Annotated in this window: 25 protein-coding genes; 7 read left to right on the forward strand and 18 right to left on the reverse strand. The window is 71.5% G+C overall.

The genetic code is table 11. The features are described 5' to 3' along the window. The first annotated feature begins 232 nt into the window (after nucleotides 1-232). Nucleotides 233-832 carry a murein hydrolase activator EnvC gene (locus tag LLS1_RS04890; protein ID WP_226653826.1) on the forward strand — a complete coding sequence of 200 codons (600 nt, stop codon included), beginning with the start codon at nucleotides 233-235 and terminating at the stop codon, nucleotides 830-832. Between the two features lie 94 nt (nucleotides 833-926). Here LLS1_RS04890 and LLS1_RS04895 read toward each other — a convergent pair whose 3' ends face one another. From LLS1_RS04895 to LLS1_RS04935, 9 genes are all read right to left on the reverse strand, one after another. After that, nucleotides 927-1,883 (reverse strand): tyrosine-type recombinase/integrase, encoded by a 957-nt coding sequence (locus LLS1_RS04895; RefSeq protein ID WP_226653827.1) that lies wholly within the window; start codon nucleotides 1,881-1,883, stop codon nucleotides 927-929. Between the two features lie 202 nt (nucleotides 1,884-2,085). After that, on the reverse strand, nucleotides 2,086-3,357 hold the full coding sequence (gene dprA / locus LLS1_RS04900) for a DNA-processing protein DprA (RefSeq protein ID WP_226653828.1): 1,272 nt from the start codon (nucleotides 3,355-3,357) through the stop codon (nucleotides 2,086-2,088). Beyond that, nucleotides 3,354-4,895: a YifB family Mg chelatase-like AAA ATPase gene (locus LLS1_RS04905; protein ID WP_226653829.1), complete on the reverse strand. Its 1,542-nt coding sequence runs from the start codon at nucleotides 4,893-4,895 to the stop codon at nucleotides 3,354-3,356. The genes dprA and LLS1_RS04905 overlap by 4 nt, the downstream gene beginning before the upstream one ends. Next, nucleotides 4,895-5,251, reverse strand: coding sequence for a YraN family protein (locus LLS1_RS04910; RefSeq protein ID WP_226653830.1), 357 nt, complete (start codon nucleotides 5,249-5,251; stop codon nucleotides 4,895-4,897). The genes LLS1_RS04905 and LLS1_RS04910 overlap by 1 nt, the downstream gene beginning before the upstream one ends. A 105-nt stretch (nucleotides 5,252-5,356) precedes the next feature. Continuing rightward, nucleotides 5,357-5,680 carry a DUF2469 family protein gene (locus LLS1_RS04915; protein WP_018190696.1) on the reverse strand — a complete coding sequence of 108 codons (324 nt, stop codon included), beginning with the start codon at nucleotides 5,678-5,680 and terminating at the stop codon, nucleotides 5,357-5,359. Between the two features lie 29 nt (nucleotides 5,681-5,709). Then, a complete protein-coding gene (locus tag LLS1_RS04920) occupies nucleotides 5,710-6,372 on the reverse strand; it encodes a ribonuclease HII (RefSeq protein ID WP_374758245.1) in 663 nt (220 codons plus the stop codon). After that, complete coding sequence (gene lepB / locus LLS1_RS04925) at nucleotides 6,372-7,118, reverse strand: signal peptidase I (RefSeq protein WP_226653832.1); 747 nt, start codon at nucleotides 7,116-7,118, stop codon at nucleotides 6,372-6,374. Before lepB ends, LLS1_RS04920 begins: the two co-directional genes overlap by 1 nt. Before the next feature lie 88 nt (nucleotides 7,119-7,206). Beyond that, nucleotides 7,207-7,554, reverse strand: a complete 348-nt coding sequence (gene rplS, locus LLS1_RS04930) for a 50S ribosomal protein L19 (protein WP_223360669.1) — start codon at nucleotides 7,552-7,554, stop codon at nucleotides 7,207-7,209. A gap of 184 nt (nucleotides 7,555-7,738) precedes the next feature. After that, the gene (locus tag LLS1_RS04935) at nucleotides 7,739-8,233 is read right to left on the reverse strand and encodes a hypothetical protein (RefSeq protein WP_226653833.1); all 495 of its coding nucleotides are present in this window, start codon (nucleotides 8,231-8,233) and stop codon (nucleotides 7,739-7,741) included. Between the two features lie 125 nt (nucleotides 8,234-8,358). Here LLS1_RS04935 and map point away from each other — a divergent pair, with 125 nt between their 5' ends. Next, nucleotides 8,359-9,123: a type I methionyl aminopeptidase gene (gene map, locus LLS1_RS04940; RefSeq protein ID WP_226653834.1), complete on the forward strand. Its 765-nt coding sequence runs from the start codon at nucleotides 8,359-8,361 to the stop codon at nucleotides 9,121-9,123. A 32-nt stretch (nucleotides 9,124-9,155) separates the two neighbouring features. Here map and trmD read toward each other — a convergent pair whose 3' ends face one another. Continuing rightward, nucleotides 9,156-9,848 (reverse strand): tRNA (guanosine(37)-N1)-methyltransferase TrmD, encoded by a 693-nt coding sequence (gene trmD / locus LLS1_RS04945; RefSeq protein WP_226653835.1) that lies wholly within the window; start codon nucleotides 9,846-9,848, stop codon nucleotides 9,156-9,158. A 10-nt stretch (nucleotides 9,849-9,858) separates the two neighbouring features. Next, a complete protein-coding gene (locus tag LLS1_RS04950; RefSeq protein ID WP_226653836.1) occupies nucleotides 9,859-11,082 on the reverse strand; it encodes an MFS transporter in 1,224 nt (407 codons plus the stop codon). 52 nt (nucleotides 11,083-11,134) lie between these two features. Here LLS1_RS04950 and LLS1_RS04955 point away from each other — a divergent pair, with 52 nt between their 5' ends. Continuing rightward, the gene (locus LLS1_RS04955; RefSeq protein ID WP_226653837.1) at nucleotides 11,135-11,797 is read left to right on the forward strand and encodes a GntR family transcriptional regulator; all 663 of its coding nucleotides are present in this window, start codon (nucleotides 11,135-11,137) and stop codon (nucleotides 11,795-11,797) included. A 47-nt stretch (nucleotides 11,798-11,844) separates the two neighbouring features. Here the strand turns inward: LLS1_RS04955 and rimM are convergent, their stop codons facing one another. The 3 genes from rimM to rpsP are packed head-to-tail and all read right to left on the reverse strand — an operon-like array spanning nucleotide 11,845 to nucleotide 13,214. Beyond that, nucleotides 11,845-12,495 (reverse strand): ribosome maturation factor RimM, encoded by a 651-nt coding sequence (rimM, locus tag LLS1_RS04960; protein WP_226653838.1) that lies wholly within the window; start codon nucleotides 12,493-12,495, stop codon nucleotides 11,845-11,847. A gap of 1 nt (nucleotide 12,496) precedes the next feature. After that, complete coding sequence (locus LLS1_RS04965; RefSeq protein ID WP_223360662.1) at nucleotides 12,497-12,727, reverse strand: RNA-binding protein; 231 nt, start codon at nucleotides 12,725-12,727, stop codon at nucleotides 12,497-12,499. A gap of 4 nt (nucleotides 12,728-12,731) precedes the next feature. Further along, entirely contained in the window at nucleotides 12,732-13,214 is a 483-nt protein-coding gene (gene rpsP, locus LLS1_RS04970) for a 30S ribosomal protein S16 (RefSeq protein WP_223360661.1), read from the reverse strand. 181 nt (nucleotides 13,215-13,395) lie between these two features. Here rpsP and LLS1_RS04975 point away from each other — a divergent pair, with 181 nt between their 5' ends. The 3 genes from LLS1_RS04975 to LLS1_RS04985 all read left to right on the forward strand — a co-directional run bounded on the left by LLS1_RS04975 (nucleotide 13,396) and on the right by LLS1_RS04985 (nucleotide 16,111). Then, nucleotides 13,396-14,532, forward strand: coding sequence for a glutamate--cysteine ligase (locus LLS1_RS04975; protein ID WP_226653839.1), 1,137 nt, complete (start codon nucleotides 13,396-13,398; stop codon nucleotides 14,530-14,532). An 81-nt stretch (nucleotides 14,533-14,613) separates the two neighbouring features. Further along, nucleotides 14,614-15,321, forward strand: a complete 708-nt coding sequence (locus LLS1_RS04980; RefSeq protein ID WP_226653840.1) for an SGNH/GDSL hydrolase family protein — start codon at nucleotides 14,614-14,616, stop codon at nucleotides 15,319-15,321. An 88-nt stretch (nucleotides 15,322-15,409) separates the two neighbouring features. Further along, nucleotides 15,410-16,111: an SGNH/GDSL hydrolase family protein gene (locus LLS1_RS04985; RefSeq protein WP_226653841.1), complete on the forward strand. Its 702-nt coding sequence runs from the start codon at nucleotides 15,410-15,412 to the stop codon at nucleotides 16,109-16,111. Nucleotides 16,112-16,133: 22 nt separating this feature from the next. Here LLS1_RS04985 and ffh read toward each other — a convergent pair whose 3' ends face one another. From ffh to ftsY, 3 genes are read right to left on the reverse strand one after another with little or no spacing between them, the layout of a single operon-like run. Continuing rightward, nucleotides 16,134-17,702 carry a signal recognition particle protein gene (gene ffh, locus LLS1_RS04990; protein ID WP_226653842.1) on the reverse strand — a complete coding sequence of 523 codons (1,569 nt, stop codon included), beginning with the start codon at nucleotides 17,700-17,702 and terminating at the stop codon, nucleotides 16,134-16,136. 55 nt (nucleotides 17,703-17,757) lie between these two features. Further along, entirely contained in the window at nucleotides 17,758-18,258 is a 501-nt protein-coding gene (locus LLS1_RS04995; RefSeq protein ID WP_223360656.1) for a DUF2004 domain-containing protein, read from the reverse strand. A 9-nt stretch (nucleotides 18,259-18,267) separates the two neighbouring features. Continuing rightward, the gene (gene ftsY / locus LLS1_RS05000; RefSeq protein WP_226653843.1) at nucleotides 18,268-19,143 is read right to left on the reverse strand and encodes a signal recognition particle-docking protein FtsY; all 876 of its coding nucleotides are present in this window, start codon (nucleotides 19,141-19,143) and stop codon (nucleotides 18,268-18,270) included. Between the two features lie 30 nt (nucleotides 19,144-19,173). Between ftsY and LLS1_RS05005 the strand changes: the two genes are divergently transcribed. After that, nucleotides 19,174-19,944 (forward strand): CHAD domain-containing protein, encoded by a 771-nt coding sequence (locus LLS1_RS05005; protein WP_226653844.1) that lies wholly within the window; start codon nucleotides 19,174-19,176, stop codon nucleotides 19,942-19,944. A gap of 56 nt (nucleotides 19,945-20,000) precedes the next feature. Here LLS1_RS05005 and smc read toward each other — a convergent pair whose 3' ends face one another. Then, a complete protein-coding gene (smc, locus tag LLS1_RS05010; RefSeq protein WP_226653845.1) occupies nucleotides 20,001-23,564 on the reverse strand; it encodes a chromosome segregation protein SMC in 3,564 nt (1,187 codons plus the stop codon). Between the last annotated feature and the right edge of the window lie 26 nt (nucleotides 23,565-23,590).

Here is a 23,590-nt window from a genome sequence, read left to right on the forward strand (position 1 = left end):
ATCACGGGCCCTTCCGGCACCGACCCCGTGCGCGATCCGCATCAGGAGCCTCACCGGCGCTGTTCACCGTACGCCCGGAATCGCGGTCGGCAAAAGCGACAGGCGAACGGATGTGCATAATCGGCGTTCTCCACCGGAACCGCAGAAGCGCTCCCGGCGAGTCATGCCTGCGCGAGGGTGAAGGCGGAGGGAACGGGCCGGCCGATACGAGGACGAGGCGAGGAGGGGTCGCGTGAGCGGGTGGAGTGAGAGGGGACAGCGGCTGTGGGTGGTCGGCGCCGGGGTCGTCGGCGCCGGAGTGGTGATCCTCGTGGCCGTCCAGGGTTCGGTGGCGAAGGCGGAGACGACGGCGATACCGACTACCGTCGTCGGAGAGCCGGCATCGGCCGCATCGGCGGCGGCCTCTGCTGCGGCGCAGGAGCGGCCCCGGTGGGAGTGGCCGTTCGCTCCCTCGCATCTGTCGCGCGGGTTCGAGTCTCCGGTCGATCGTTACTCGGCGGGGCATCGCGGCATCGACATTGCGTCGACGACGGCGAGCGCGGTTCGCTCCCCCAACACCGCGATCGTCCGCTTCGTCGGGCGGGTGGTCGACCGTTCCGTGGTGACACTCGACCACGGCGACGGGGTGCTCTCGAGCTACGAGCCTCTCGACTCGTCTCTGGTGGCCGGGGACACGGTCACGCGCGGTCACCCTCTCGGTGTCGTGGCCACGGGCGGTCACTGCGCGGACGCCTGCCTGCATGTCGGCCTCCGGGTCGACGGCGAGTACGTCTCACCGCTGCTCTTCTTCGAGCGCGTCCCCCCGTCGATCCTGCTCCCACTCGGCCGATGAGCGCACTCAGAACCGGCCGGCACCGATCCCGCTCCCGCTCAGCCGATGGGCTCTGCTCGGCCGGTGTGACGTGTGTGGCGACCGCCTCCAGCGTTCAGGCGCGCGGGTGGGCGATGCGGTAGCTCTCTCTGAGTCTTTCGGTCGAGACGTGGGTGTAGATCTGGGTGGTGCCGAGGCTGGCGTGGCCGAGGATCTCCTGCACCGCCCGCAGGTCGGCGCCGCCGTCGAGGAGATGCGTCGCGGCCGTGTGCCGGAGGGCGTGCGGCCCCGCCGGACCCGCACCCGGGATCTCTGCGAGCAGCCCGGCGACCAGCTCGTACACCGCACGCGGACCGAGCCGGCCGCCGCGGGCGCCCAACAGCAGGGCCGGGCCGGAGCGCTCGGCGGCGAGCCGGGGTCGCGCGTCGGCGAGGTAGCGGCGGACGGTGATCGACGCGGGCACCCCGAACGGCACCACACGCTCCTTCGCTCCCTTGCCGAGCACGCGGACGGTCAGCCGGTCCAGGTCGACGTCGTCGACGTCGAGCCCGGTCAGCTCCGACACCCGGATACCTGTCGCGTACAGCAGCTCGATCACCGTCAGGTCGCGCAGGGCAGCCGGCTCGCCCTCGTCCGCCCGCGCGGCGAGCCCGCCGAGGAGGTCGTCCATCTGGGCGCGTGTGATCACGCGCGGCAAGGTCTTGTCCGGCCGCGGCGCACGCAACCGCGCGGCGGGATCGACTGGCGCCCCGCTCCTTCGCGTCAGCCACGCGCTGAACCCGCGCGCCGCCGCCGACCGCCGCGCAAGCGTCGCCTTCGCGAGCTCCCGCTGCGCCCCGTCCCAGAGCCAGTCCCGCAAGAGTTCGAGAGTCACGGCCTCGGTGCCGACCGATGCGACCGCCGCCGACGTCTTCGCGACCGTCTCCGTTCCGCGCGCCGCAGCCGCACGGGCGGCGGCGAACGCGGCGAGCGCGGTCAGGTCGGAGCGGTACGCGCGCACGGTCTGCGCGGAGTATCCGCGCTCGACCTCGAGGTGGCGGGCGTAGCCGTCGATCGCGTCCGTGAAGTGCACCCCTCCAGCATCCCCCTCGCCGACGGCCGACTCGTGCAGCGACCCTCGGCGGACCCCGGGATCGGCCGCCTGAGCGGAGCCGCGCTTTCGTCACCATGCCGGTCCCACGGTCCGTTCCCTCGACCCATGGGTCCGCTCCCTCGACCCATGGGTCGACCGCCTCGCCTCCTGCCCCCTCTCGCCACCCGTTCGCGCTGCTGCCTCATCGCACCGCCTCCCATCCACGCCCGGTGAGACGGACGGTGCCGGAGAGCTCGAGGCGGCCCAGAGCGGCGCTCACGTCGCGGACGGGGCGTCCGGTCGCTCGCGCGAGGTCGCCCGGTTCGAGCCCGCAGGCGTCGCTCAGGGCGGCGAGCACGGTGAGGTCGTCGCCGTCCGCGCCATTCCTCACGGAGGCGTCGGCGGACGCGTCGCCCGCCGTTCCGCCCGGGGCGCCGATCGGACCGGCGAGCTCGGCCATCTCCTCGACCGTCGTCACGCAGGTGGCGGCGTACTCGCGGATGAGCCGGTGGCAGCCCGCGGAGGCGGGTGATGTCACCGGACCCGGCACCGCGCCCAATGGGCGTCCGATCTCGGCGGCGTGACCGGCCGTGTTGAGGGAGCCGGAGCGCTGCCCGGCCTCGACGACGACGGTCGCCGCACTGGATGCCGCGATGAGGCGGTTGCGCATGAGGAACCGCCAGCGCGTGGGCGTCGACCCGCAGGGCAGCTCGCCGAGGAGGAGGCCGGTGTCGGCGACACGGCGGAGGAGGTCGGAGTGACCGGCGGGATAGAGGCGGTCGACACCGCCGGCGAGGAATGCGACCGTCACGTGTCCGCTCGCGAGGGCGGCACGGTGGGCGGCTCCGTCGATGCCGTACGCCCCGCCGGAGACGATGGCGAAGCCGCGATCGCCGAGCCCGGCGGAGCTCTCCATCGCGACGTGCTCCCCGTAGCCGGTTGCTGCCCGTGCGCCGACCAGAGCGATCGAACGACGCAACCCCGCGAGTCGTCCCGGATCGCCGCGCACCCAGAGCGCGAGAGGTTCGCCGGCACCGAGTGAGGGGAGGCCGTCGGGCCATGCGGCATCCTCCGGGGTCAGGAGGCGCGCCCCCACGTGCGCGGCCATCTCCAGGGCCCGCACTCCCGACTCGAGCGTCCCGCGAGCGCGCCAGCGCTTCAGCGCCTCATCCAGCCGCGCACGTTGGCGCGCGCTCGACGAGGTGCCGCCGATGCGCTGCAGCAGGCGGGAGGCGTCTTCGTCGTCCACGATCGCGGTCAGCGCTTCGACCGGGCCGAGCGCCGCGACGAGCGCCCCGGCGTCCAGATCACCGGGCTCGCACATCGTCCCCAGCGCCGCGCGGGCCATGCGGATACGCACAGTCTCCCTGGCATCGCCCGCGTCCGCCACCACGGGCGCACCCACGGCGACCGGATCGAGGAGCGCCGCCAGCCGTGCATAGGGGACGCCGAGGAATCCTCTGTCTGCGGTCATGCGCCGATCCCCCGCCGGAGGAAGAGTGCGCGCCCGAGATGGTCCGCCGTCGGCGCACCCGCACCGTCGAGGTCGGCCAGAGTCCACGCCAGACGGAGCGCCCGATCGTAGCCGCGCATGGTGATCGCGCCGCGCTCGAGCGCCCGGTCGAGGGGTCCGAGGGTGGCGGGGCCGATGCGCCGCGATCCCGACCGCAGCCAGACGCCCGCCACGTCGGCGTTGCGGAGCCAGCCGGTGCCCTCCAGCCGTGCCGCCGCCGCCGAGCGCGCGGCGTGCACGCGCTCCCGGAGCGCCGCACTGGTGCGACCTGTCGGCTCCCCGTCCCGCCCCGATCGCAGCGCGGCGAGTCCGAGCCTGCGCACGGTGAGGTGGATGTCGACGCGGTCGAGCAGCGGTCCGGACATACGCGCGAGATACCGACGGCGCGCGATCGGCGTGCACGTGCACTCCTCGTCGACCGAGCCGTAACGCCCGCACGGGCAGGGGTTGGAGGCCAGGACCAGCTGGAACCGCGCGGGGAAGGTCGCCGCACCGCTCGCGCGGTGGATGCTGACGGACCCCGACTCGAGCGGCTGCCGCAGGGCGTCGAGCACCGAGGGCGGGAACTCGGCGGCCTCGTCGAGGAAGAGGACCCCGTTGGTCGCGCGCACGATGGCTCCGGGAACGATGCGGCCGCTGCCGCCGCCCACCAGAGAGACCGCGCTCGCGGTGTGATGCGGCGCCTCGAACGGCGGCCGGCGCACGAGGCCGCCGCCGACCCCGAGCCCCGCGAGCGAGCGGATCGACGTCGACTCCAAGGCTTCCTCCCCGTTCAGATCGGGCAGCAACGACGGCAGCCGCCGAGCCAGCATGGTCTTGCCTGCGCCGGGAGGTCCGACCATCGCGACGTGATGGCCGCCCGCCGCTGCCGCGACGAGGGCGTCCACTGCCTCGTCGTTGCCGGCGACGTCCGCGAGGTCCGGCTCCTCTGCCGGACCGAGGTCGAGCCGAGGCCCCTCCACGGGATCGAGGTCCACCGGGTCGAGGTCGGCACCGTGGGCGATCGCCGCTGCCCGGAGTCCCACGACGGCCACGACCTCCATCCCCTCCACGAGCTCGGCCTCCGCGGCGTTGGCGGTCGGGACGAACACGCGCCGGAAGCCGGCCTCCCGGGCCGCGACGACCGCCGGTAGCACCCCGGGGACGGGCCGGAGCCGCCCGTCGAGCCCCAGCTCACCGAGGTGGACCGCGCGGGCGGCCGACTCCGCCGGAACGTCGCCGGCCGCGGCCAGCGCCGCGATCGCGATGGCCAGGTCGAAAGCGCTCCCCTGCTTGCGCAGTGACGCCGGGGAGAGGTTGACCGTGAGCTTGCGCTGGGTGAGGGGGCTGCCCGCGTTGACGGCGGCCGCACTGACACGCTTGCGCGACTCGCCGAGCGCGGCGTCCGGCAGGCCGATGAGCACGAAGGCCGGGAGCCCGGCGGAGATGTCGGCCTCCACTTCGACGATGTCACCCCGTACGCCCGTCAAGGCGACGGCGAACGCGCGTGCCAGCGCCATCACGCGATCCCGGCGAGGTGCTCGACCGCCGGCGCGGGACCCCACGCGTCGATCACCGCGACCGCATCGATCCGGATGTCGCCCGGCAGAGGACCGTTCTCGCGGCACCACTCCGCCGCCAGTCGCCGCAACCGGGCGCTCTTCGCGGAGGTGATGGCCTCGAAGGGATGCCCGAACGCGAGCGAGCTGCGCGTCTTCACCTCGACGAAGACGGTCGTCGTGCCCTCTCGCAGGATGAGGTCGATCTCCCCGATCGCGCAACGCCAGTTGCGGTCGAGCACGATACGGCCCGACGCCTCCAGCCGCTCCGCCGCCACCGCTTCGCCACGACGGCCCAATTCGTCTTTCTCTGCCATGTGTTCCTCCTGCCACCAGACTGGGCGGAGGAGGCCCCGCAGCGGGCGGATCCGGAAGATCGGTGGAGAGGAGGCGGAGAGAGAGCCGCTGTGGAGGAGAACGTGCTACTCGTCGAGAGCGAGCTCCTTCGGGAGCTCGAACTCCTTGCTCGAGAGCTCCTCGATGTTGACGTCCTTGAACGTGAGCACGCGCACCGACTTCACGAATCGGTCGGCGCGGTAGACGTCCCACACCCACACATCGTTCATCGTGAGCTCGAAGTAGAAGTCGTGCTCGGTGTCCCGGCGCACGAACTCCACCTCGTTGGCGAGGTAGAAGCGGCGCTCCGTCTCGATCACGTACTTGAACTGCGAGACGACGTCCCGGTACTCGCGATACAAAGCCAACTCGACCTCGCGGTCGTAGTCGTCGAACTCGTCTTCATCCATCGTCCGTCAAGTCTATGCCGGTTCGGAGCTCAGAGCGGAATGTCGAGGGTGGCGGTGTCCTTCAGCCAGGTGAGACGGTGCAGCGCGCTCGGGCCGAGCGCGTCCAGCGCGGCGAAATGCTCGCGGGAGGAGTACCCCTTGTTGCTCGCCCAGCCATAGCCCGGGTACTCGGCGTCGTGCTGGATCATCAACCGGTCCCGGTGCACCTTCGCGATCACCGAAGCAGCCGCCACCGACGCGCAGTCGCGGTCAGCTTTGACGCGGGTCACCACACGCGCGGGGCGCATCAGCGACGGGTTGAGATAGTCGTAGTTGCCGTCGAGGATGAGCGTGCTGTCGTGCACGGGTGCCCCCTCCTCCTCGAGAGCGGCCAGAGCCCGGGCTCCGGCGAGACCGAGGCAGCGCATGATTCCGAGGGAGTCGACCTCGGCGGCGGTGGCCAGGCCGACCGCGTGGAACAGTGACCAGCGTCGGCACGCCGGCTCCAGCGCCTCGCGCGCCGCCTCCGGCAGCAGCTTGGAGTCGCGCAGCCCGACCGGGATGCGCCTCACCGCCGTGTCGATCACGACCATGCCCACCGCCACCGGGCCGGCGAGGGCGCCGCGCCCGACTTCATCGACGGCGACGATGGACGTCACCCCGTCGCGGTACAGCGCCTTCTCGAAGCGCAGCGTCGGCGTCACCGGGGCCATCATCCTGAGCTCTCCTCCACACGTGCGAAGACTTCAGGATAGTCGTCCAGCCAGGTCCACCGGCTGGACGGCCAGCTGATCACGAACGCCCGGCCGACGACGTTCGAGACCGGGACGAAACCGTGCCCCGACAGCGCCTGATTGCGGGACGAGTCCTGCGACGCGTACCGGTTGTCCCCCATCACCCAGAGCTCGCCCGCGGGGACCGTGACGTCGAACGCGACGGTCGCAGCGTCGACCTGCCCGGAGGGGACGACGACGTACGGCTCCACGATGGGGACCCCGTTCACTGTCAGGCGCCCGCCGGCCGTGCAGCAGGTGACGTGGTCGCCGGGCAGGCCGATGACGCGCTTGACCAGGTGGTCGTCGCTGTCGGACGCCGACAGGCCGACGAAGGTGAGCGCGGTGTCGACCACCTGGCCGAGAGGGTCCTGCCGCGTCGGGGCGGCGCGCGGCAGCCAGCCTCCGGGATCCCGGAACACGACCACATCGCCGCGGGCGAGCGGGAGGAGCGACGGCTGCAGCTCGTTGACGATGATCTTGTCCTGGATCTGGAGCGTGTTCTCCATCGAGCCGGAGGGGATGTAGAACGAGCGGACGACGAATGTCTTGACCAGGAACGACACCAGGAGGGCCACGACGACGATGATCGCGGCATCGCGGGCGAACCTCAGCGCCGTGCGCCGCTTCTCGCGCTCGCCACCCGCCGCGCGCCCCGCGCCTGCGGGAACCGTGTCTTCCGTCATTTAACCGTCTGAGCTCCCGGTCCAGTGTAGGACCGGGAGCTCAGGACGACTGCGGCGCAGGGCCGCGCGACACGCTGCGGGAAGCGGCTCAGTTGTCGCGCTTCTCCTTGATCTTCGCCTTCTTGCCGCGCAGTTCGCGCAGGTAGTAGAGCTTGGCGCGACGGACGTCACCGCGGGTGACGACCTCGATCTTGTCGATGACCGGCGAGTGGACCGGGAAGGTGCGCTCGACGCCCACCTGGAAGCTGATCTTGCGGACCGTGAAGGTCTCGCGGACGCTCTCGCCCGAGCGGCCGATCACGACGCCCTGGAACACCTGGACGCGCGCGCGCGAGCCCTCGATGATGTTCACGTGCACCTTGACGGTGTCTCCGGCGCGGAACTCGGGGATGTCCGACTTGAGGGACGCTGCGTCCACCTGGTCGAGGATGTGCATTGCTGTTCGCTCTCTGTACCCGCCGACAGGTCGGGGACGGATTCGGGGCCGCGATCACGCGAGGCGCGGGCGGCCGTTCATTCGGTTGGGGTGTGCACGAGTCGATGCTGGCTCCCCTGTGGCAGAGCCGGGCCGCGGCACAAGCATCCATTCTGCCATGCCGGGGGTCTGATCGCCAAAGCGGTCAGCGGTCGTCGTGCCGCTCCTCGACCACGATGTACTCGATGCTCTCGTCGGCCGGGCCGGGGCGACGCACCTGCTGCGGCTGGGCGGCGCGCTCGTACGCCTCGAAGGTCTGCTGCACCCGCGCTCGCATGTCGGTGACGAGCTCCCAGAGCACGAGCCAGAACGTGCCGAGGAAGAAGAGGACCGCGAGCACCGCGAGCCAGCCCGTCGCACCGGCAGGGAAGAACCCGAAGGCGATCACCGACGCGTGCCACCCGGTGAGGAGGGCGGCGTCGGCCCACGAGACGGCGCGGACGTCGCGTGCGCTGCGCCGGGCGACCGTGATGCCGCCGACGGCGAGCTGGGCGAGGAAGAGGATCGGGCACAGGATGAGGAGGCCGAGGAAGCTCCAGCCGCTCCCCTGGCTGAACGCCGCCCAGCCGATCAGCAGCCACACCGGGAGCACCACGGCGGACGGGAAGAGCCACCAGTAGAACGCCTTGCGGATGATCACGCGACCAGCGTAGCCGCGCCCGCCTGTGCTCCGGCTGCGGGTTCGCCGAGGGCCGAACGTCCGTGGAAGACTGGGATGCGCCGCCGTGCGCAGCGCGCGGACGGCGTCAGGAGAGGAACGCACCCGTGATCGAGCTGAGGACCCCCGCCGAGATCGAGCAGATGCGGCCGGCCGGCCGCTTCGTCGCCGAGGTGCTGGGCGAGACCGCCGCCGCGGCGAAGGTGGGCGTCAACCTCCTGGAGCTCGACCGCATCGCGCACGACCTCATCCGGTCGCGCGGCGCCGAATCCTGCTACATCGACTACCACCCGTCGTTCGGAGCGAGCCCGTTCGGCAAGGTCATCTGCACGTCCGTCAACGATGCCGTGCTCCACGGCCTCCCACACGACTACCGGCTGCGCGACGGCGACCTCCTCAGCCTCGACTTCGCCGCGAGCGTGGACGGGTGGGTGGCCGATTCCGCGGTGTCGATCGTCGTCGGATCCGCGCGCGACGAGGACCTGCGCCTGATCGACACGACCAGGCGCGCCCTGGCCGCGGGGATCGCCGCCGCGCAGCCAGGCGGGCGGATCGGGGACATCTCCGCCGCCATCGCGGCGGTCGCGCACGCCGAGGGTTACTCGATCAACACGCAGTTCGGTGGCCACGGGGTCGGGCGCACCATGCACGGCGACCCGCACGTCCCGAACGACGGTCGCGCCGGCCGCGGCTTCCCGCTCAAGCCCGGACTCGTCATCGCGATCGAGCCGTGGTTCCTCGAGACCACGGACCAGATCCTCACGGACCCGGATGGCTGGACGCTGCGCAGCGCGGACGGCTCCCGCGGAGCGCACTCGGAGCACACGGTCGCGATCACGCCGGACGGCCCCCTCGTCCTCTCCGCGCCGTAGCCCCGCGGCGACGCTGCCGGCTCCCGCGCGCTTCAGTCTCCGGGAAGCAGATCCGGACGCACGCGCCGGGTGCGCTCGAGCTGCTGCTCGTGCCGCCAGGTCGCGATCGCGCCGTGGTTGCCCGAAAGCAGCACCGGCGGCACCTCGTGCCCGCGCCACTGCGCCGGCTTGGTGTAGCTCGGGTACTCCAGGAGACCGTCCTCGTGCGACTCCTGCACCAGGCTCTCCGGATTGCCGACGACGCCGGGGATGAGACGTCCCACCGCCTCGATCATCGCCATCGTCGCGACCTCCCCGCCGTTGAGCACGTAGTCGCCGATGCTCATCAGCCGCACGCGTGCCCGCGTCGCCGTGTCGTCGAACACCCGCTGGTCGATCCCCTCGTAGCGGCCGCAGCCGAAGACGAGGTGCTCCTCCTCGGCCAGCTCGCGCGCGAGGGACTGGGTGAAGACCTCGCCGGCCGGCGACGGGAAGATCACCACGGGATCGCGCGCTCCCTCGCCCAGCACGGCGTCGAGGGCCTCCCCCCAGGGCTCTGGCTTCATCACCATGCCTGCTCCCCCGCCGTACGGGGTGTCGTCGACGGTGCGATGCCGGTCGTGGGTGTGGTCTCGCAGGTCGTGCACGCCCAGCTCGATGATCCCCGACTGCCGCGCCTTGCCCAGCAGGGAGATGTCCAGCACATCGAAGAACGTCGGGAAGATCGTGACGATGTCGATGCGCATGCAGACGAGTCTATTCGGGGACGACGGCCAGCTCCCGGTCGCGCGGGACGAGCGGAGTCGCGACGGCCGGGCAGAGGGCGACCACCGCGAAGGCGACGGGATAGCCGAGCCAGCCGATGAGGCCGCCCACAGCGGGCCCGACGACCGACGCCGCCAGGAACTGACCGGTGTTCTGCGCACCGAGGGCACGGCCCGACCAGAACGGCCCGGCGATCTCGGCGACCGACGTGTAGGCGAGGCCGTTGTCGGCGACCGTGACGATCGCCGCGACGATCAGGATGACCGCGGCGGCCACCGAGCCGAAGGCCGAGGCGGCCGCCATCAGGAGCATGACCACGACGGCCGCGAGCGACACCCAGCGCAGTGGCCGCAGGTGGCTGCCGACCCGGTCGCTGAGCACGCCCACCCCGATGCGCCCGATCGCACCCGCGAACTGGCTCACGCCGATCACGATGCCGGCCGCCAGCGACGAGAAGCGCAGCTCGGTGACGAGCCACACCAGGCCGAAGGTCGACACGGTGAACTGAGGGACGACCAGCAGCATCGACACCGAGTGGATGCGCCACAGCAGCGAGGTCTCGCGATAGGGGCGCCAGGTCGCTTGTCGGTGCTCGGCCTCCCCCGGCGACGCCTTCCGCGGCGGTCGCGGCGGGTCGACGATCCCGACGGCGCACAAGACGGCCGAGACGGCGCAGAGGGCCGTCGGAACGATCAGCGCGGCGGCGACACCGCCCGCATTCGCCAGCAACGGGATGGAGATCGCGGCGATCGCGACGCCAAGCGGCTGGCACATCTGGCGGATGCCCATGGCGAGTCCCCGCCGCTCCTTCGGGAACCAACCGATCACGACGCGCCCGCTGGCGGCGTTGGGGCTGGCCGCGGCCATGCCGCCCAGGAGGAAGAACGCGCCGAGCAGCACGTACGACGACACGAACATCGCTGCGAGCCCCGCGATCGCGGTCAGGGCGAGCCCGGAGGCGATCACCCAGCGCTCCCCGATCCTGTCGCTCAGCGCGCCCCACGCGATCAGCGTGAGGACGAGCCCGAGCGTGGGCGCCGACGCGAGCAGTCCCGCCTGGGCGAGGCTCAGTCCCCTCTCGGTGTGGAGCAACGGGATGAGGAACGCCGGGGTCGAGACGAACACCGTCGAGCTCGCCTGGGCGAGCACGCCGAACCCCAGCATCATCCACGGGCGGGGCCGTCGCGAGTCGGATCGTTGAAGGACGGGCATCATGCGGTATACCCTAATGGTATACCAGCCCGGTGCACCACATCGAGAGGACCCCATGAGCGAGCAGTCCACTGTCTACGAGCGCCTGCGCGCCGAGATCCTCGACCTCGACCGTGTGCCCGGCTCCCGCCTGACGGAGCGAGGGCTCGAGACCGACCTGGGAGTCTCTCGCACACCGCTGCGGGCCGCCCTGATGCGTCTGGAGGGCGAGGGCCTCGTCTCGCGCGACGGTCGCGCGTGGCAAGTCTCCCCCATCGACCTCGGCGAGATCGCCCGGCTCAGCGAGCTGCGCGACGCCCTGGAGACGGCCGCCGTGCGCCTCACCTGCGAGCGCGCCACCGATGACGACATCGCTGCCCTGGTGACCCGGCTGGGCGCATACGACCTCGGCCGCACGCACGAGGACGCCATCGGAGCGGGCACCGGTTTCCATATGCGGCTCGCCGCCCTCAGCGGCAACCACTTCTTCGCGGACTCCGTCGACGCCGCGATGACCCGCCTCGCCCGCACCCGCTGGCTGGAGGTGCGGAGTGAGGAGTCACGGCGGACCGCCTGGGAGGAGCACCGGCGGATCCTCGACCTCGTCGCGGCGCGGGATGCGGACGCGGCTGCGGAGCACATCCACCGCCACATCGTGGCCACCCACGAGCGCTTGGCGACGGCGCTCGGCGCGGACGCCCGCGGGCTCCGCGCCCGCGGCCTCGCGATCGTCGGCTGAGAACGAGAAGAGCCCCGACCGGATGGTCGGGGCTCTTCTCACGACGTTCAGCCCCGAGCGGGCGGCTCTCCCTGAGCGGGCGATTCTCCGGCCGAGGCGTCCCCGGACGGAGCCTCCCCCTCCTCCGGAAGCTCTTCGAAGAGCCCCGTCGGCGGCGTGAGCGTGACCGTTCCGGCGGCCAGGTCGACCTCGGGCACGATCGCCTTCACAAACGGCACGAGCACCTCGCCCGCGTCGGTCTTGATCGCCAGCAGATCCTGCGCGGGCAGGTGGTCGACCCGGGCGACCGTGCCGACGGGCACGCCGTCACGGTGGGCGCTCAGCCCGACCAGCTGGTGGTCGTACCAGGCGTCCTCCTCCTCGGGGAGCTCCGTGGCGTCCTGACTCACCCAGAGGATGGCCTTCACCAGGGTCTCGGCCTCGGTCCGGTCGTCCACGCCCTCGAAGAATCCGACGGCGTGCCCGTTGTACCAGCGCAGCTCGACGAGCCTCAGGGTCTTGCCGTGCCACTTGGAGGCAGTGGGGACCTGGAGGGTGAACTCCGCTCCCGGGACGAACCGCTTCTCCGGCTCGTCGGTGAACAGTTCGAGCTTGATGGCTCCCTTGAGCCCGTGCGCCTTGGTGAGCCGGCCGACGCGGAGCTCGGTCTGACCGGGTCGCGGCGCGACGTCCTTACGGGGCAGCTTGTGGTCGGCCACCTCAGTCGTCGACGACGTCGACGCGGACGCGACGGCCGTCGGCCAGCGCGGACACGAGCGTGCGGAGCGCCTTGGCGGTGCGGCCGGCACGGCCGATCACCCGGCCGAGGTCCTCGGGATTCACGCGAATCTCGAGGACCTCGCCACGCGGGGAGCCTTTGGCCACGACGTGCACGTCTTCCGGGTGGTCGACGATGCCCTTGACCAGGTGCGTGAGCGCGGGTGCGAGCAAGGTGTTACGCCTTCTCGCCGTCGGCGTCGGCGACGATCTCTTCGGCCTCGGCGACGACCTCGGCCTCAGCGGCCTCCTCCGCCTCGACCTCGGCCTCGACGACGGCCTCCGCCTCGGCGACGACCTCGGCGGGCTTCTCGGCCTTGGGCTTCAGAACCGGCTTCTTCTTCTCGTCGGCGACGAACGCGACCTTCTCGTCCGCGGTCTTCACGGTCGAGACGGCGTCCTTGTCGCCCTTGAACTTGCCCCAGTCGCCCGTGAGCTTGAGGAGCACGAGGACCTGCTCGGACGGCTGGGCGCCGACGCCGAGCCAGTACTGCGCGCGGTCGGAGTCGACCTCGATGCGCGAGGGCTCCTCGGTCGGGTGGTACAGACCGATCTCCTCGATGACGCGACCGTCGCGCTTGGTGCGCGAGTCGGCGACGACGATGCGGTAGTACGGAGCGCGGATCTTGCCCAGGCGCTTCAGACGGATTTTGACAGCCACAATTCTCCAGTGTTGATGAGTGCGTTTCGTCGAACTGACTGCCGTGGGCGTGGGGGCACACTCGGCAGGAGGTCTATTGGTATTCCGCCGAACCGGATAGAGGGTCGGGTACGGCGGAACTCAACTAGCTATTCTGTCAGATACTGCCCTGCTTTGAACAATCGGACGGACGGAACGCCCTGTGCAGATCGAATTCGCGGAGTCCGAGCGCTCCACCGTCGGCATCGAGTGGGAGATCGCACTGGTGGACGGGTCGACGGGAGACCTCGTCCAGATCGCCGACGAGGTTCTGCGCGAGCTCGGGACGCCCGACGGGCGGGAGCACCCGCAGATCACGCACGAGCTGCTCCTCAATACGGTCGAGCTGGTGAGCCGCGTGCACCGCACCGTGCCGGCCGCCGTCGCCGACCTCTCCGGGCTGATCGACCTCGTGCGCGGGGTGACCGACCCGCTGGGCGTCGAACTGCTGTGCGCGGGCACCCATCCGTTCGCCCAGTGGTACGACCAGAAGATCACCCCGAACGACCGCTACGACCGCCTGCTGGATCGCACGCAGTGGTGGGGCCGCCAGATGATGATCTGGGGTGTGCACGTGCATGTCGGGATCGACGCGCGCGACAAGGCACTCCCGATCGTGAACGGCCTGCTCACGTATTACCCGCACCTGCAGGCGCTCAGCGCTTCGAGTCCGTTCTGGGCCGGGGCCGCGACCGGATACGCGTCCAACCGGGCGCTGATGTTCCAGCAGCTCCCGACGGCCGGCCTCCCGTGGCAGTTCGGCACCTGGGCGAACTACGAGGAGTACGTGCAGGATCTGGTGACCACCGGGGTCGTGACCGACCACTCCGAAGTGCGCTGGGACATCCGCCCGTCGCCGAAGTGGGGCACCGTGGAGATGCGGGCCTGCGACGGCCTGTCGACGACGGACGAGGTCGGCGCCGTCGCTGCGCTCATCCACTGCCTGACCGACCGGATGTCGGGCGACCTGGACACCGGCGCCGAGCCGGTCACCCTGCAGCCGTGGTTCGTGCGCGAGAACAAGTGGCGGGCCGCCCGCTACGGGCTCGACGCCGAGATCATCGAGGCCCCGGACGGCCGTGAGCGACTCGTCTCCGACGCCCTGCGGGAGCTGGTCGACGAACTGCGCCCGACCGCGGAGCGGCTGGGCTGCCCCGAGGAGCTGGAAGGGGTGCTGCGCATCCTGGACGGCGGAGCGAGCTACCAGCGGCAGCTGGCCGTCGCCGAGGCGAACGGTGGCAGCCTGCAGGCGGTGGTCAGCTCGCTGACGCACGAGCTGCGCGGCGGCCTCGCCCGCTGATCGCGCGCCTCGGCCTTACCACACAGGAACACCGTGTGCCGCCCATAGCGAAGACAAAGGGTCGGTTCCTAGGGTGGAGGCATGCTCTCCCACCGCCCGCTCGCCGCGCTGGCCGCCGCCGTGACGGTGGCGAGCGGCGCGGCCCTGGCCCTCAGCGGGTGCTCGGCCGCGACGCCGCCCACCCCCGTCGGGACGGCGGTGGCGGACGCCCACACCCGCGTCGCGGTGATCGGCGACTCGATCGAGGCCGGGCTGGGCCTCGAGCCGACGGAGGCGTGGCCGGAGCTGCTCGCCGTGGACCGCCGCTGGGGCCTCGACAACCTCAGCGTCTCCGGGGCCGGGTTCGTGGCCACCGGCGCCGACGGCGGCACTTTCGCGACCCAGGTGACGGCCGCGATCGCCGACAAGGCGCAGCTCGTCCTGATCGGCGCGTCCGACAACGATCTGGGCACGGACACTGCGACGGTCGCCGCCGCGATGTCCGCCGCTGTCGACCGGCTGCACTCCGCCCTCCCCCACGCCCAGATCATCGGCTACGACGCGCTGAGCGGCGCCGCTTCGGACGACGACCTCGCGCCGCTGGATGCCGCTCTGAAGGCGGCCGTGGAGGCAGAGGGCGGCACGTGGATCGACCTCGGCGAGCCCTACCGCGACCAGGACGGACTCGTGCAGGCCGACGGCGAGCATCCGACCGTCGCCGGCCAGCAGGCCATCGCCGCGGTCGCGCTCACCGCACTCGACGGCCTCGTGGAGGCGCGCGCGGCGAGCACGGCGACGCCCGCGAGCTGACACCTCCGAATCCGCTTCTGACCGAGAGTCCGGGGCGCGCCGAACGACACACAGTGATCACGCAGGTTCAGCGATCTATCCTCGCTCCGTGCCCACCACCCGACCGCGCCGGCGACGCCCTCTGAGTCTCGCGCTGGCACTCGCCGCGATCGTCGCCGCAACCGCCCTCGCCGGCTGCGCCGCCACGGCGCGACCCGTCGCAGCGGAGTCCGCCGCGGCTCCCGCCGCCGACGAGCAGCCCTCCGCGGTCGCGATCGGCGACTCGATCGCGTTCGGCAAGGGCGTGCGGCCGGACGAGTCCTGGCCCGCCCTCGTCGCCGCGCAGCACGGCTGGCGACTCGACGACCTCGCCGTGTCCGGCTCCGGTTTCGTGAAGACCGGCTGGAACGGCAAGACCTACGGCGACCAAGTCAAGGAGGCGCTGGCGCTGCACCCCGCGTACATCCTCATCGCCGCGACCCGCAATGACCGGTACGAGGATCCCGCCCGCATCGAGGCGAACGCCGATCAGCTGCTCGGCGAACTGCGGGACGCCTTCCCGCACGCCCGCATCATCGGCATCACGGGCATCTGGGGAGCGGACGCGCAGCCCGCCACCCTCGACCGCGTCGACGACATCGTCGGCGCCGCAGTGCGCTCGGTCGGCGGAGACTTCCTCGACCTCGGCCGCCCGCTCGAAGGCAAGGCGGACCTGCTGCAGCCGGACGGCATCCACCCGAATGCCGCGGGCCAGCGCGCCGTGGCCGCGCGGATCGAGAGCCGGCTGGCTCCCCTCGTGGCGACGCTCTAGGCGGCGGCTCGGCGAGCGGGCCTCAGCGGCCCAGGAACTTCTGCAGCGAGGCCAGTTCCTCCTCGGTGGGGCCGCCCTGTTTTGCTGCGCCGCCTCCCAGGCCGAAGCCGCTTCCGGCGCGGGCCGACGTCGCGTTCGGGTCGATGCCCGACGCGAGCGCGGCGTTCTCCGCCGCACGCTTCGCCGGGTTGCCGGAACGAGACCCCTTCTTCTTCTTGGCCTGCGGCTTGCGGCCGGCGTACCCCGCACCCGGGATGGGTCCCATGCCGGGGACGTTCGGAACGCCCCCCTTGGCGACGGTCTTCATCATCTTCGCTGCCTGCTCGAAACGGTTGACGAGCTGGTTCACCTCGGTGACGGTGGTGCCGGAGCCCTTGGCGATGCGGAGGCGGCGGGAGCCGTTGAGCAGCTTCGGCGTGGTTCGCTCGGCCTTCGTCATCGACTGGATGATGGCCTCCGTGCGCACGATCTCGCGCTCGTCGAAGTTGTCCAGCTGCTGCTTCATCTGCCCGGCGCCGGGGAGCATGCCCATCATCTTCTTGATGGATCCCATGTTGCGCAGCTGCTGCATCTGCTTGAGGAAGTCGTCGAGCGTGAAACTGTCGGTCGCGAACTTCTCGGCGACCTTGCGCGCCTCCTCCTCGTCGAAGGCCTCCTGGGCCTGCTCGATGAGGGTGAGGATGTCGCCGAGGTCGAGGATGCGCGACGCCATGCGGTCGGGGTGGAACGGCTCGAAGTCGTCCAGCCCCTCACCGGTCGACGCGAAGATGATCGGCCGACCGGTGACGGACGCGACCGAGAGGGCGGCACCGCCGCGGGCGTCGCCGTCGAGCTTCGAGAGCACGACGCCGGTGAAGTCGACGCCGTCCTGGAAGGCCTTCGCGGTCGCGACGGCGTCCTGACCGATCATCGCATCGATGACGAACAGCACCTCGTCGGGGTCGGTGGCCTTGCGGATGTCGGCGGCCTGCTTCATCAGCTCGGCGTCGACGCCCAGGCGGCCCGCTGTGTCGATCACGACCGTGTCGTACTGCTTCGTCTCGGCGAACTTCAGGGCGTCTTTGGCGACCTTCACCGGGTTGCCGACGCCGTTGCCCGGCTCCGGGGCATAGACCGGCACCCCGGCCTGCTCGCCGACGATCTGCAGCTGGGTGACCGCGTTGGGACGCTGGAGGTCGGCGGCGACGAGGAGGGGCGTGTGGCCGTCCTTGACGAGCCATTTGCCCAGCTTGCCGGCCAGGGTCGTCTTTCCCGCGCCCTGGAGGCCGGCGAGCATGATGACCGTCGGCGGCTTCTTCGCGAACTGCAGGCGGCGCTGCTCGCCGCCGAGGATGCCGATGAGCTCCTCGTTGACGATCTGGACGACCTGCTGGGCCGGGTTGAGCGCTTTGTTGACGTCGTCGCTGAGCGCCCGCTCGCGCACCTTTCCGGTGAACTCTTTGACCACGTCGAGCGCGACGTCGGCGTCGAGCAGGGCGCGGCGGATCTCGCGCACGGTGCCGTCGACGTCCGACGGCGACAGCTTGCCCTTGGTGCGCAGGTTCTTGAAGGTGTCCGCGAGACGGTCGGACAGCGTGCCGAAAGTAGCCATGATCCGACAAGTCTACCGGGAGCGGCCGCGCGTCCGCCGTGCGTCGGCCGAGTGGTCAGCCCTGGGTGTCGACCGCCACGACATCGCCGCGCACGTCGAAGGAGACCGTCAGGATGGCGTCGGTCTCGTCGGGGCTGATCGAGTAGTCGAAGGTGGCGAACACTTCGTCCTCCTCGGCGTTGTCCGGCTGGAGGACGATGTGGAGCAGCTGCAGCGAACGCAGGACGTCGATCGCGATGTCGCCCGAGTTGTGCACCAGGAGGTCGACGAGGCTCTCCCCCATCATGTCCACGTGCTGGTCGATGTACGTGCTCGTCGCCGACTGGCGCGAGCTCAGCTCGGCGACCAGGGCGTCCCGCGCCCGCGCATCGAAGCCCTCGAGCGCCTGGACGAGCGCCGCGGCCGCATCGAGGGCGAACTCCGTGACCGCCGTCTCGTCGTCCGCCAGCAGCTCCACCTCGACGGCCTGGTCCGCGAGGTCGACCGTGTCGGACCAGGCGAGGCCGCCCGAGGCCGTCTCGTCGATGATCCCGAAATAGTCGTGCTCGATCGCCACGCTCTCCCCCTATCCGACCAGCTGCTGCGCGAAGACGTGCGGGGTGAAGCCGGTGAGGTCGTTGATCCCCTCGCCCTGGCCGACCAGCTTGATCGGGATGCCGGTGCGCTCCTGCACCGCGAGCACGAAGCCGCCCTTGGCCGAGCCGTCCAGCTTCGTGAGCACGAGACCGGTGACGCCGGCGTGCTCCAGGAACGCCTCCGCCTGGGCGAGGCCGTTCTGCCCGGTGGTGGCGTCGAGCACGAGGAGCACCTCCGAGATCGGCGCCTGCTTCTCGACGACACGCTTGATCTTGGACAGCTCGTCCATCAGACCGCCCTTGGTCTGGAGACGGCCCGCCGTGTCGATGATGACGATCTCGATGCCGTCGTTCTTGGCCTTCTCGACCGTCTGGAACGCGACGGAGGCCGGGTCCTGCCCCTGCTGCTGCGGGCGGACGATGGCGGCCCCTGCGCGCTCCGCCCACGTCGCGAGCTGCTCGACGGCCGCCGCGCGGAAGGTGTCGGCCGCGCCAACGATCACGGTGCGGTCGTAGGTGCGCAGGAACTTGGCGAACTTGCCGATCGTGGTCGTCTTGCCGACCCCGTTCACGCCCACGACCAGCACGATCGCGGGGCGGTCGCTGAGCGTGAGCGTGGTGTCGTGCCGCGAGAGCCGCTCCTCGAGCGTCTCCCGCAGCATGCGCTGGAGGTCCGCCGGGTCCGTGGTGTGGAAGCGCTCCACCTTGGCGCGGAGGTCGTCGACGATCGCCTCGGTGACGTCCGGCCCGAAATCGGCTGTGATCAGCGCCGCCTCCAGGTCGTCCCAGGTGTTCTCATCGATGGTCTTCTTGGCGAACAGCCCGCGAAGGGCGCCCGACAAGGACCAGGGGGTGCGGTCTGCCATGACACTCAGACTAGTTGCTAGCGTTGGCCCATGTTCTCCCTCGTGGCGGTGTCGGCCGAGCTCGCCGAGCAGCTCGTCGCGATCGAGTCGGACGGGGAGGACGCCGTGCACCAGGCGCGCACGCGGGTCCGGCGGCTGCGCAGCATCCTCGGCGTCTACCGGAAGGCGTTCGAGCCGGAGGAGGCCCGGCGGCTGCGGGCGCGGCTGAAGGCGCTCGGCGCGCGGCTCGGCGAGGTGCGCGACCGGGAGGTGCGCGCCGATGCGCTGGACGACCTCCCCGGCGCCGATGACGATCCCGCGCTGGTCGATGCGGTCGAGGCGCTGGCCGCGCAGGCGCGCGCGGAGCACCGCGAGGCGCTGCACGCCCTCCTGGAGCACCTTCACGGTCGCTCCCACCGGCGGCTCCTGGCGGACGTGCAGTCGTTCGCCGCCGATCCCCCGCTCACCGTCGCGGGCAGGGAGCACCCGCGCCGGGTCGTCCGCCGCGGCCTCGCGAAGGCCGTCGACCGGGTGCACGCCACGCGCGGCGACGCGCTGGCGGAGCGGCATGAGACACGCAAGGCCGCCCGGCGGGTGCGATACGCGGCGGAGGCCGTCGCGGACGACCTCGGGCGGCACGCCGTGCGCCTCGCCGCGGCGGCGGAGGCGGTGCAGGACGCGCTCGGCTCCCACCGCGACGACACCCTCCTCGCCGCTTCTCTGCGTGAGCACGATCTCGAAGCGGCCGCCGTCCGCTGCGAGCGGAGGGCGCGGGAGGCGCTGAACGGCGTCGAAGAGAAGGTCGGGGCAATCAGGATCTGACGTCCCCTGCCACGGTCGTTGCGGGCTCTCGGGCGCAGCATCGCCTCACCCGTCCGTCACGACGCCGCGCGGTCCTCCGACGCCGCCTCCTGGGCGACGCGCTGACCGACGACGGCCGAGACCCCGTCCTGCCGCATCGAGACGCCGTAGAGGGCGTCCGCGATCTCCATGGTGCGCTTCTGATGCGTGATGACGATGAGCTGGCTGTCCTCGCGCAGGTCCTCGAAGATCGACAGCAGGCGGCCGAGATTGGCGTCGTCGAGCGCCGCCTCCACCTCGTCCATGATGTAGAACGGGCTGGGGCGCGCCTTGAAGATCGCGATGAGCAGCGCCACCGCGGCCAAGGAGCGCTCACCGCCGGACAGCAGGGAGAGGCGCTCGATCTTCTTGCCGGCCGGTTTGACCGAGACCTCGATACCGGTCGTCAGCAGATCGTCCGGGTCGGTGAGGGCGATGTGGCCGACGCCGCCCGGGAAGAGTATCGGGAAGACCCGTGTGAAGGCCGCCTCGGTGTCGGCGAAGGCAGACTCGAAGATCGTCTGCATCTTCTCGTCGATCTCCTCGATGATCGTCACGAGGTCCTTGCGCGTGTTCGTGAGGTCGGTCAGCTGCTCCGTGAGGAACTTGTGGCGCTGTTCCAGTGCGGCGAACTCCTCCAGGGCGAGCGGGTTGACCCGACCGAGCTGGGCGAGCTTGCGCTCCGCCTGGGCGAGGCGCTTCTGCTGCTGCTCGCGCACGAACGGGACAGTGGGCTGCTCCGCCCCGTCGGCCGGATCGCCGTCCTCCGAGTCCCGCGCGACGGGAATGCCCACTTCGGGGCCGTACTCGGCCACCAGGACGTCCTCCACCAGGCCGAGTTCGCTTCCGACGCGTTCGAGCAGGCTGGAGAGGTGCAGCTTCTTCTCGTAGATCTGCAGTTCGAGGCCGTGGACGCTCTCGGTGACGCCGTGCAGGCGCTCGCGCAGCGCGCTCTCCTCGCGGCGCACGGTCGCGAGCTCCTCGTTCTGGCTGGCGCGCTCCGCCTCCGCCGTGGCGAGCTCGAGCCGGGCCTGCGCGACCGAACGGTCGACGGAGGCGAGGACGGGGGGCAGGGCGTCCACGACGGCCTGCGCCGCGTCGAGCTGCCGTCGGCGGACGACGGCGCGCCGGGCGGCCTCCTCCGCGGCGGCCCGCTCGGCCTCGAGCTGGCGGGCGAGCGCCTCTCCGCGCGCCTGCTCCGCCCGCACGCGCTCCTTCGCCGTCTCGACGCCGAGCCGTGCCTCGACCTCGGCCTCCCGCGCGCTGTCGAGCTCGGCGGAGAGCGTGTCGCGCGCGCTGACGTCGAGGATGGGCCGCGGGCGCGAACGCGCCGACTCCAGCTCGGCCTTCGCCTTCTCGGCGGCGGCCTCCGCCTCCGCGACGCGCTCGGCGGCCTGCTCGTGGGCACGACCATGCCGCTCGGACTCCGCCAGCGCCGCCTCGAGCTGCACCTTCACGCGGTTCAGCTGTTCGGTGCGTGCGGCCAGCTGAGCGTCGAACTCCCGCAGGGAGGCCAGTGCCGCCTGCGACTGCTCCTTGGCGACCTGGACGACGCCCCGCTGCTCCGCGAGCGCGAAGCCGGCGCGTTCGATCAGGGAGGTCACCTCTCCCAGCCGGTCCGCCGCCGCGTCACGCTCGGCGATGAGCTCGATGCGGCTCTGCTTGGCACCCGAGCCGCCGCGGAGCACGTACCGGGTGAGCACGTCCCCGGCCCGCGTGATGAGCGTGACGGGACCGCCGAGGTCGCGGGCGGCGAACGCGTCGGCGGCAGCGCGCGCGGCGTCGAGGTCGTCCGCCACGGCCGTATAAGCGAGGACGCCGAGGATGCCGCCGGGAGCCTCGACGACGCTCCGCGCGGGGACCACGCCGTCGACACCGCTCAGATCGACCTCCGGCACCGGCGCGTCGGCGAGGACGACCTCCACGCGGCCCAGATCGTCGGCGGCGGCATGGGCGACGGCGTCGAACGCTGCGGAACGGTCGTCGGCCAGGACGGCGTCGGAGAGCGAACCGAGCGCCGCGGCGATGGCGGCCTCGTAGCCGGGATGCACACGCACGTGCTCGGCCACCAGCCCCCGCACGCCCGCCAGCCGTGCGGAGACGAGAGCGGCGGATCCGTCCTTCTGATCGAGGGCGAGCGAGAGGGCGCCGGTGCGGGCGGCGAGGGCGTCGCGCTCGCGCTCCAACGTGTGGAGTTCCTCGCGGAGCCGCTCGATCTCCCCCTCCGCCTCGAACACGTCGGCCTGGGCGAGCTCGTACGCCTCGTCGAGGGAGCCCTCCCCGGCGTCCGTCTCCTCGGCCTCGGCTTCGCGCTCGTCGAACGCCTGCTGCGCCTGGGCGAGGCGCTGGGATGCGGCGTCGAGCGCGCTCTGCTGGCGCAGCACCTCCCCGCGCACGGCGGCGAGACGTTGGGCGGCCGCTTCGGCCTGTCCGCTCAGCTGGGAGATCTCGAGGTCGTGGCGCGAGACGAGGGCGCTCTGCGCGGCGATCTCCTCGTCGACGGCGTCCAGTCGTTCGCGCGCCGCCTTCGTCGCCGCCTGCGCTGCGGTCCAGGTGGCCTCTGCCGCGGCGACCACGCCGCGCAGACGCTCGGTCTCGTCGTGGGCGTCCTGCACCATCTGCGGGCTGACCCGCGGGCCGTCGTCGGGCGCGTCCGCCTGGCTGCCGAGCAGGGCGAGCCGCTGCGTGGCGAGCGTGTAGAGGGAGCGCAGGCGGTCCTGCACCTGCTCGAGTGCGAAGGCCGTGCTGCGGGCCACGTCCACCGCATCGCCGATCTGCGCCTGCTCCAGCCGGGTGCGCCGCAGCTGCTTCTGCTCCAGCTGCTCCTGCAGCACGATCTGCTCGGAGTGCCGCTCGGCCTCCGAGCGCGTGTGGTCGTCGAGCACGCGACGGAGCCCGACGACCTCGTCGGCGAGGAGGCGGGCCCGGGCGTCGCGGACGATCGCGGCGATGGACTGCGCCTCACGGGCGATCTCGGCCTGGTGACCGAGCGGCTTGAGCTGGCGTCGCACCTCGCCGGCGAGGTCGCTGAGGCGCGTCAGATTGGCCTGCATCGCGTCGAGCTTGCGGAGGGTCTTCTCCTTGCGGCGCCGGTGCTTCAGGATGCCGGCGGCCTCCTCGATGAAACCGCGGCGCTCCTCCGGGGTCGCGCGCAAGACGGCGTCGAGCTGACCCTGGCCGACGATGACGTGCATCTCACGCCCGAGGCCGGAGTCGCTGAGCAGCTCCTGCACGTCGAGCAGCCGGCACGACTGGCCGTTGATGGCGTACTCGCTGCCGCCGTTGCGGAACAGCGTGCGCGAGATCGTCACCTCCGAGTACTCGATCGGCAGGGCGCCGTCGGAGTTGTCGATGGTGAGCTGCACCTCCGCGCGCCCGAGCGGACCGCGCGTCGAGGTGCCGGCGAAGATGACGTCCTCCATCTTGCCGCCGCGCAGGGTCTTGGCGCCCTGCTCGCCCATCACCCAGGCCAGCGCGTCGACGACGTTGGACTTGCCGGAGCCGTTCGGCCCCACCACGCAGGTGACGCCGGGCTCGAAGGCGAACGTCGTCGGCTGAGCGAACGACTTGAAGCCCTTGAGCGTCAGACTCTTCAGATACACGCAGGTGAATTTACCGTAACGCGCCG

This window comes from Leifsonia sp. LS1 (assembly GCF_020521355.1).
In the GTDB taxonomy this organism is placed as follows: domain Bacteria; phylum Actinomycetota; class Actinomycetes; order Actinomycetales; family Microbacteriaceae; genus Leifsonia.

What these genes read in the sequence shown, in the direction of transcription:
- LLS1_RS04980 (WP_226653840.1), top strand. Translation starts at nt 14,614, where the DNA reads ATGCTCTCCCACCGCCCGCTCGCCGCGCTGGCCGCCGCCGTGACGGTG.
- trmD (WP_226653835.1), bottom strand. Translation starts at nt 9,848, where the DNA reads ATGCGCATCGACATCGTCACGATCTTCCCGACGTTCTTCGATGTGCTG.
- LLS1_RS04915 (WP_018190696.1), bottom strand. Translation starts at nt 5,680, where the DNA reads ATGGATGAAGACGAGTTCGACGACTACGACCGCGAGGTCGAGTTGGCT.
- ftsY (WP_226653843.1), bottom strand. Translation starts at nt 19,143, where the DNA reads ATGGCAGACCGCACCCCCTGGTCCTTGTCGGGCGCCCTTCGCGGGCTG.
- LLS1_RS04910 (WP_226653830.1), bottom strand. Translation starts at nt 5,251, where the DNA reads ATGGCAGAGAAAGACGAATTGGGCCGTCGTGGCGAAGCGGTGGCGGCG.
- ffh (WP_226653842.1), bottom strand. Translation starts at nt 17,702, where the DNA reads ATGGCTACTTTCGGCACGCTGTCCGACCGTCTCGCGGACACCTTCAAG.
- rplS (WP_223360669.1), bottom strand. Translation starts at nt 7,554, where the DNA reads ATGCACATCCTCGACCAGGTGGACGCAGCGTCCCTCAAGTCGGACATC.
- dprA (WP_226653828.1), bottom strand. Translation starts at nt 3,357, where the DNA reads ATGACCGCAGACAGAGGATTCCTCGGCGTCCCCTATGCACGGCTGGCG.
- LLS1_RS05005 (WP_226653844.1), top strand. Translation starts at nt 19,174, where the DNA reads ATGTTCTCCCTCGTGGCGGTGTCGGCCGAGCTCGCCGAGCAGCTCGTC.
- LLS1_RS04950 (WP_226653836.1), bottom strand. Translation starts at nt 11,082, where the DNA reads ATGATGCCCGTCCTTCAACGATCCGACTCGCGACGGCCCCGCCCGTGG.
- LLS1_RS04905 (WP_226653829.1), bottom strand. Translation starts at nt 4,895, where the DNA reads ATGGCGCTGGCACGCGCGTTCGCCGTCGCCTTGACGGGCGTACGGGGT.
- LLS1_RS04920 (WP_374758245.1), bottom strand. Translation starts at nt 6,372, where the DNA reads ATGGCCCCGGTGACGCCGACGCTGCGCTTCGAGAAGGCGCTGTACCGC.
- LLS1_RS04955 (WP_226653837.1), top strand. Translation starts at nt 11,135, where the DNA reads ATGAGCGAGCAGTCCACTGTCTACGAGCGCCTGCGCGCCGAGATCCTC.
- lepB (WP_226653832.1), bottom strand. Translation starts at nt 7,118, where the DNA reads ATGACGGAAGACACGGTTCCCGCAGGCGCGGGGCGCGCGGCGGGTGGC.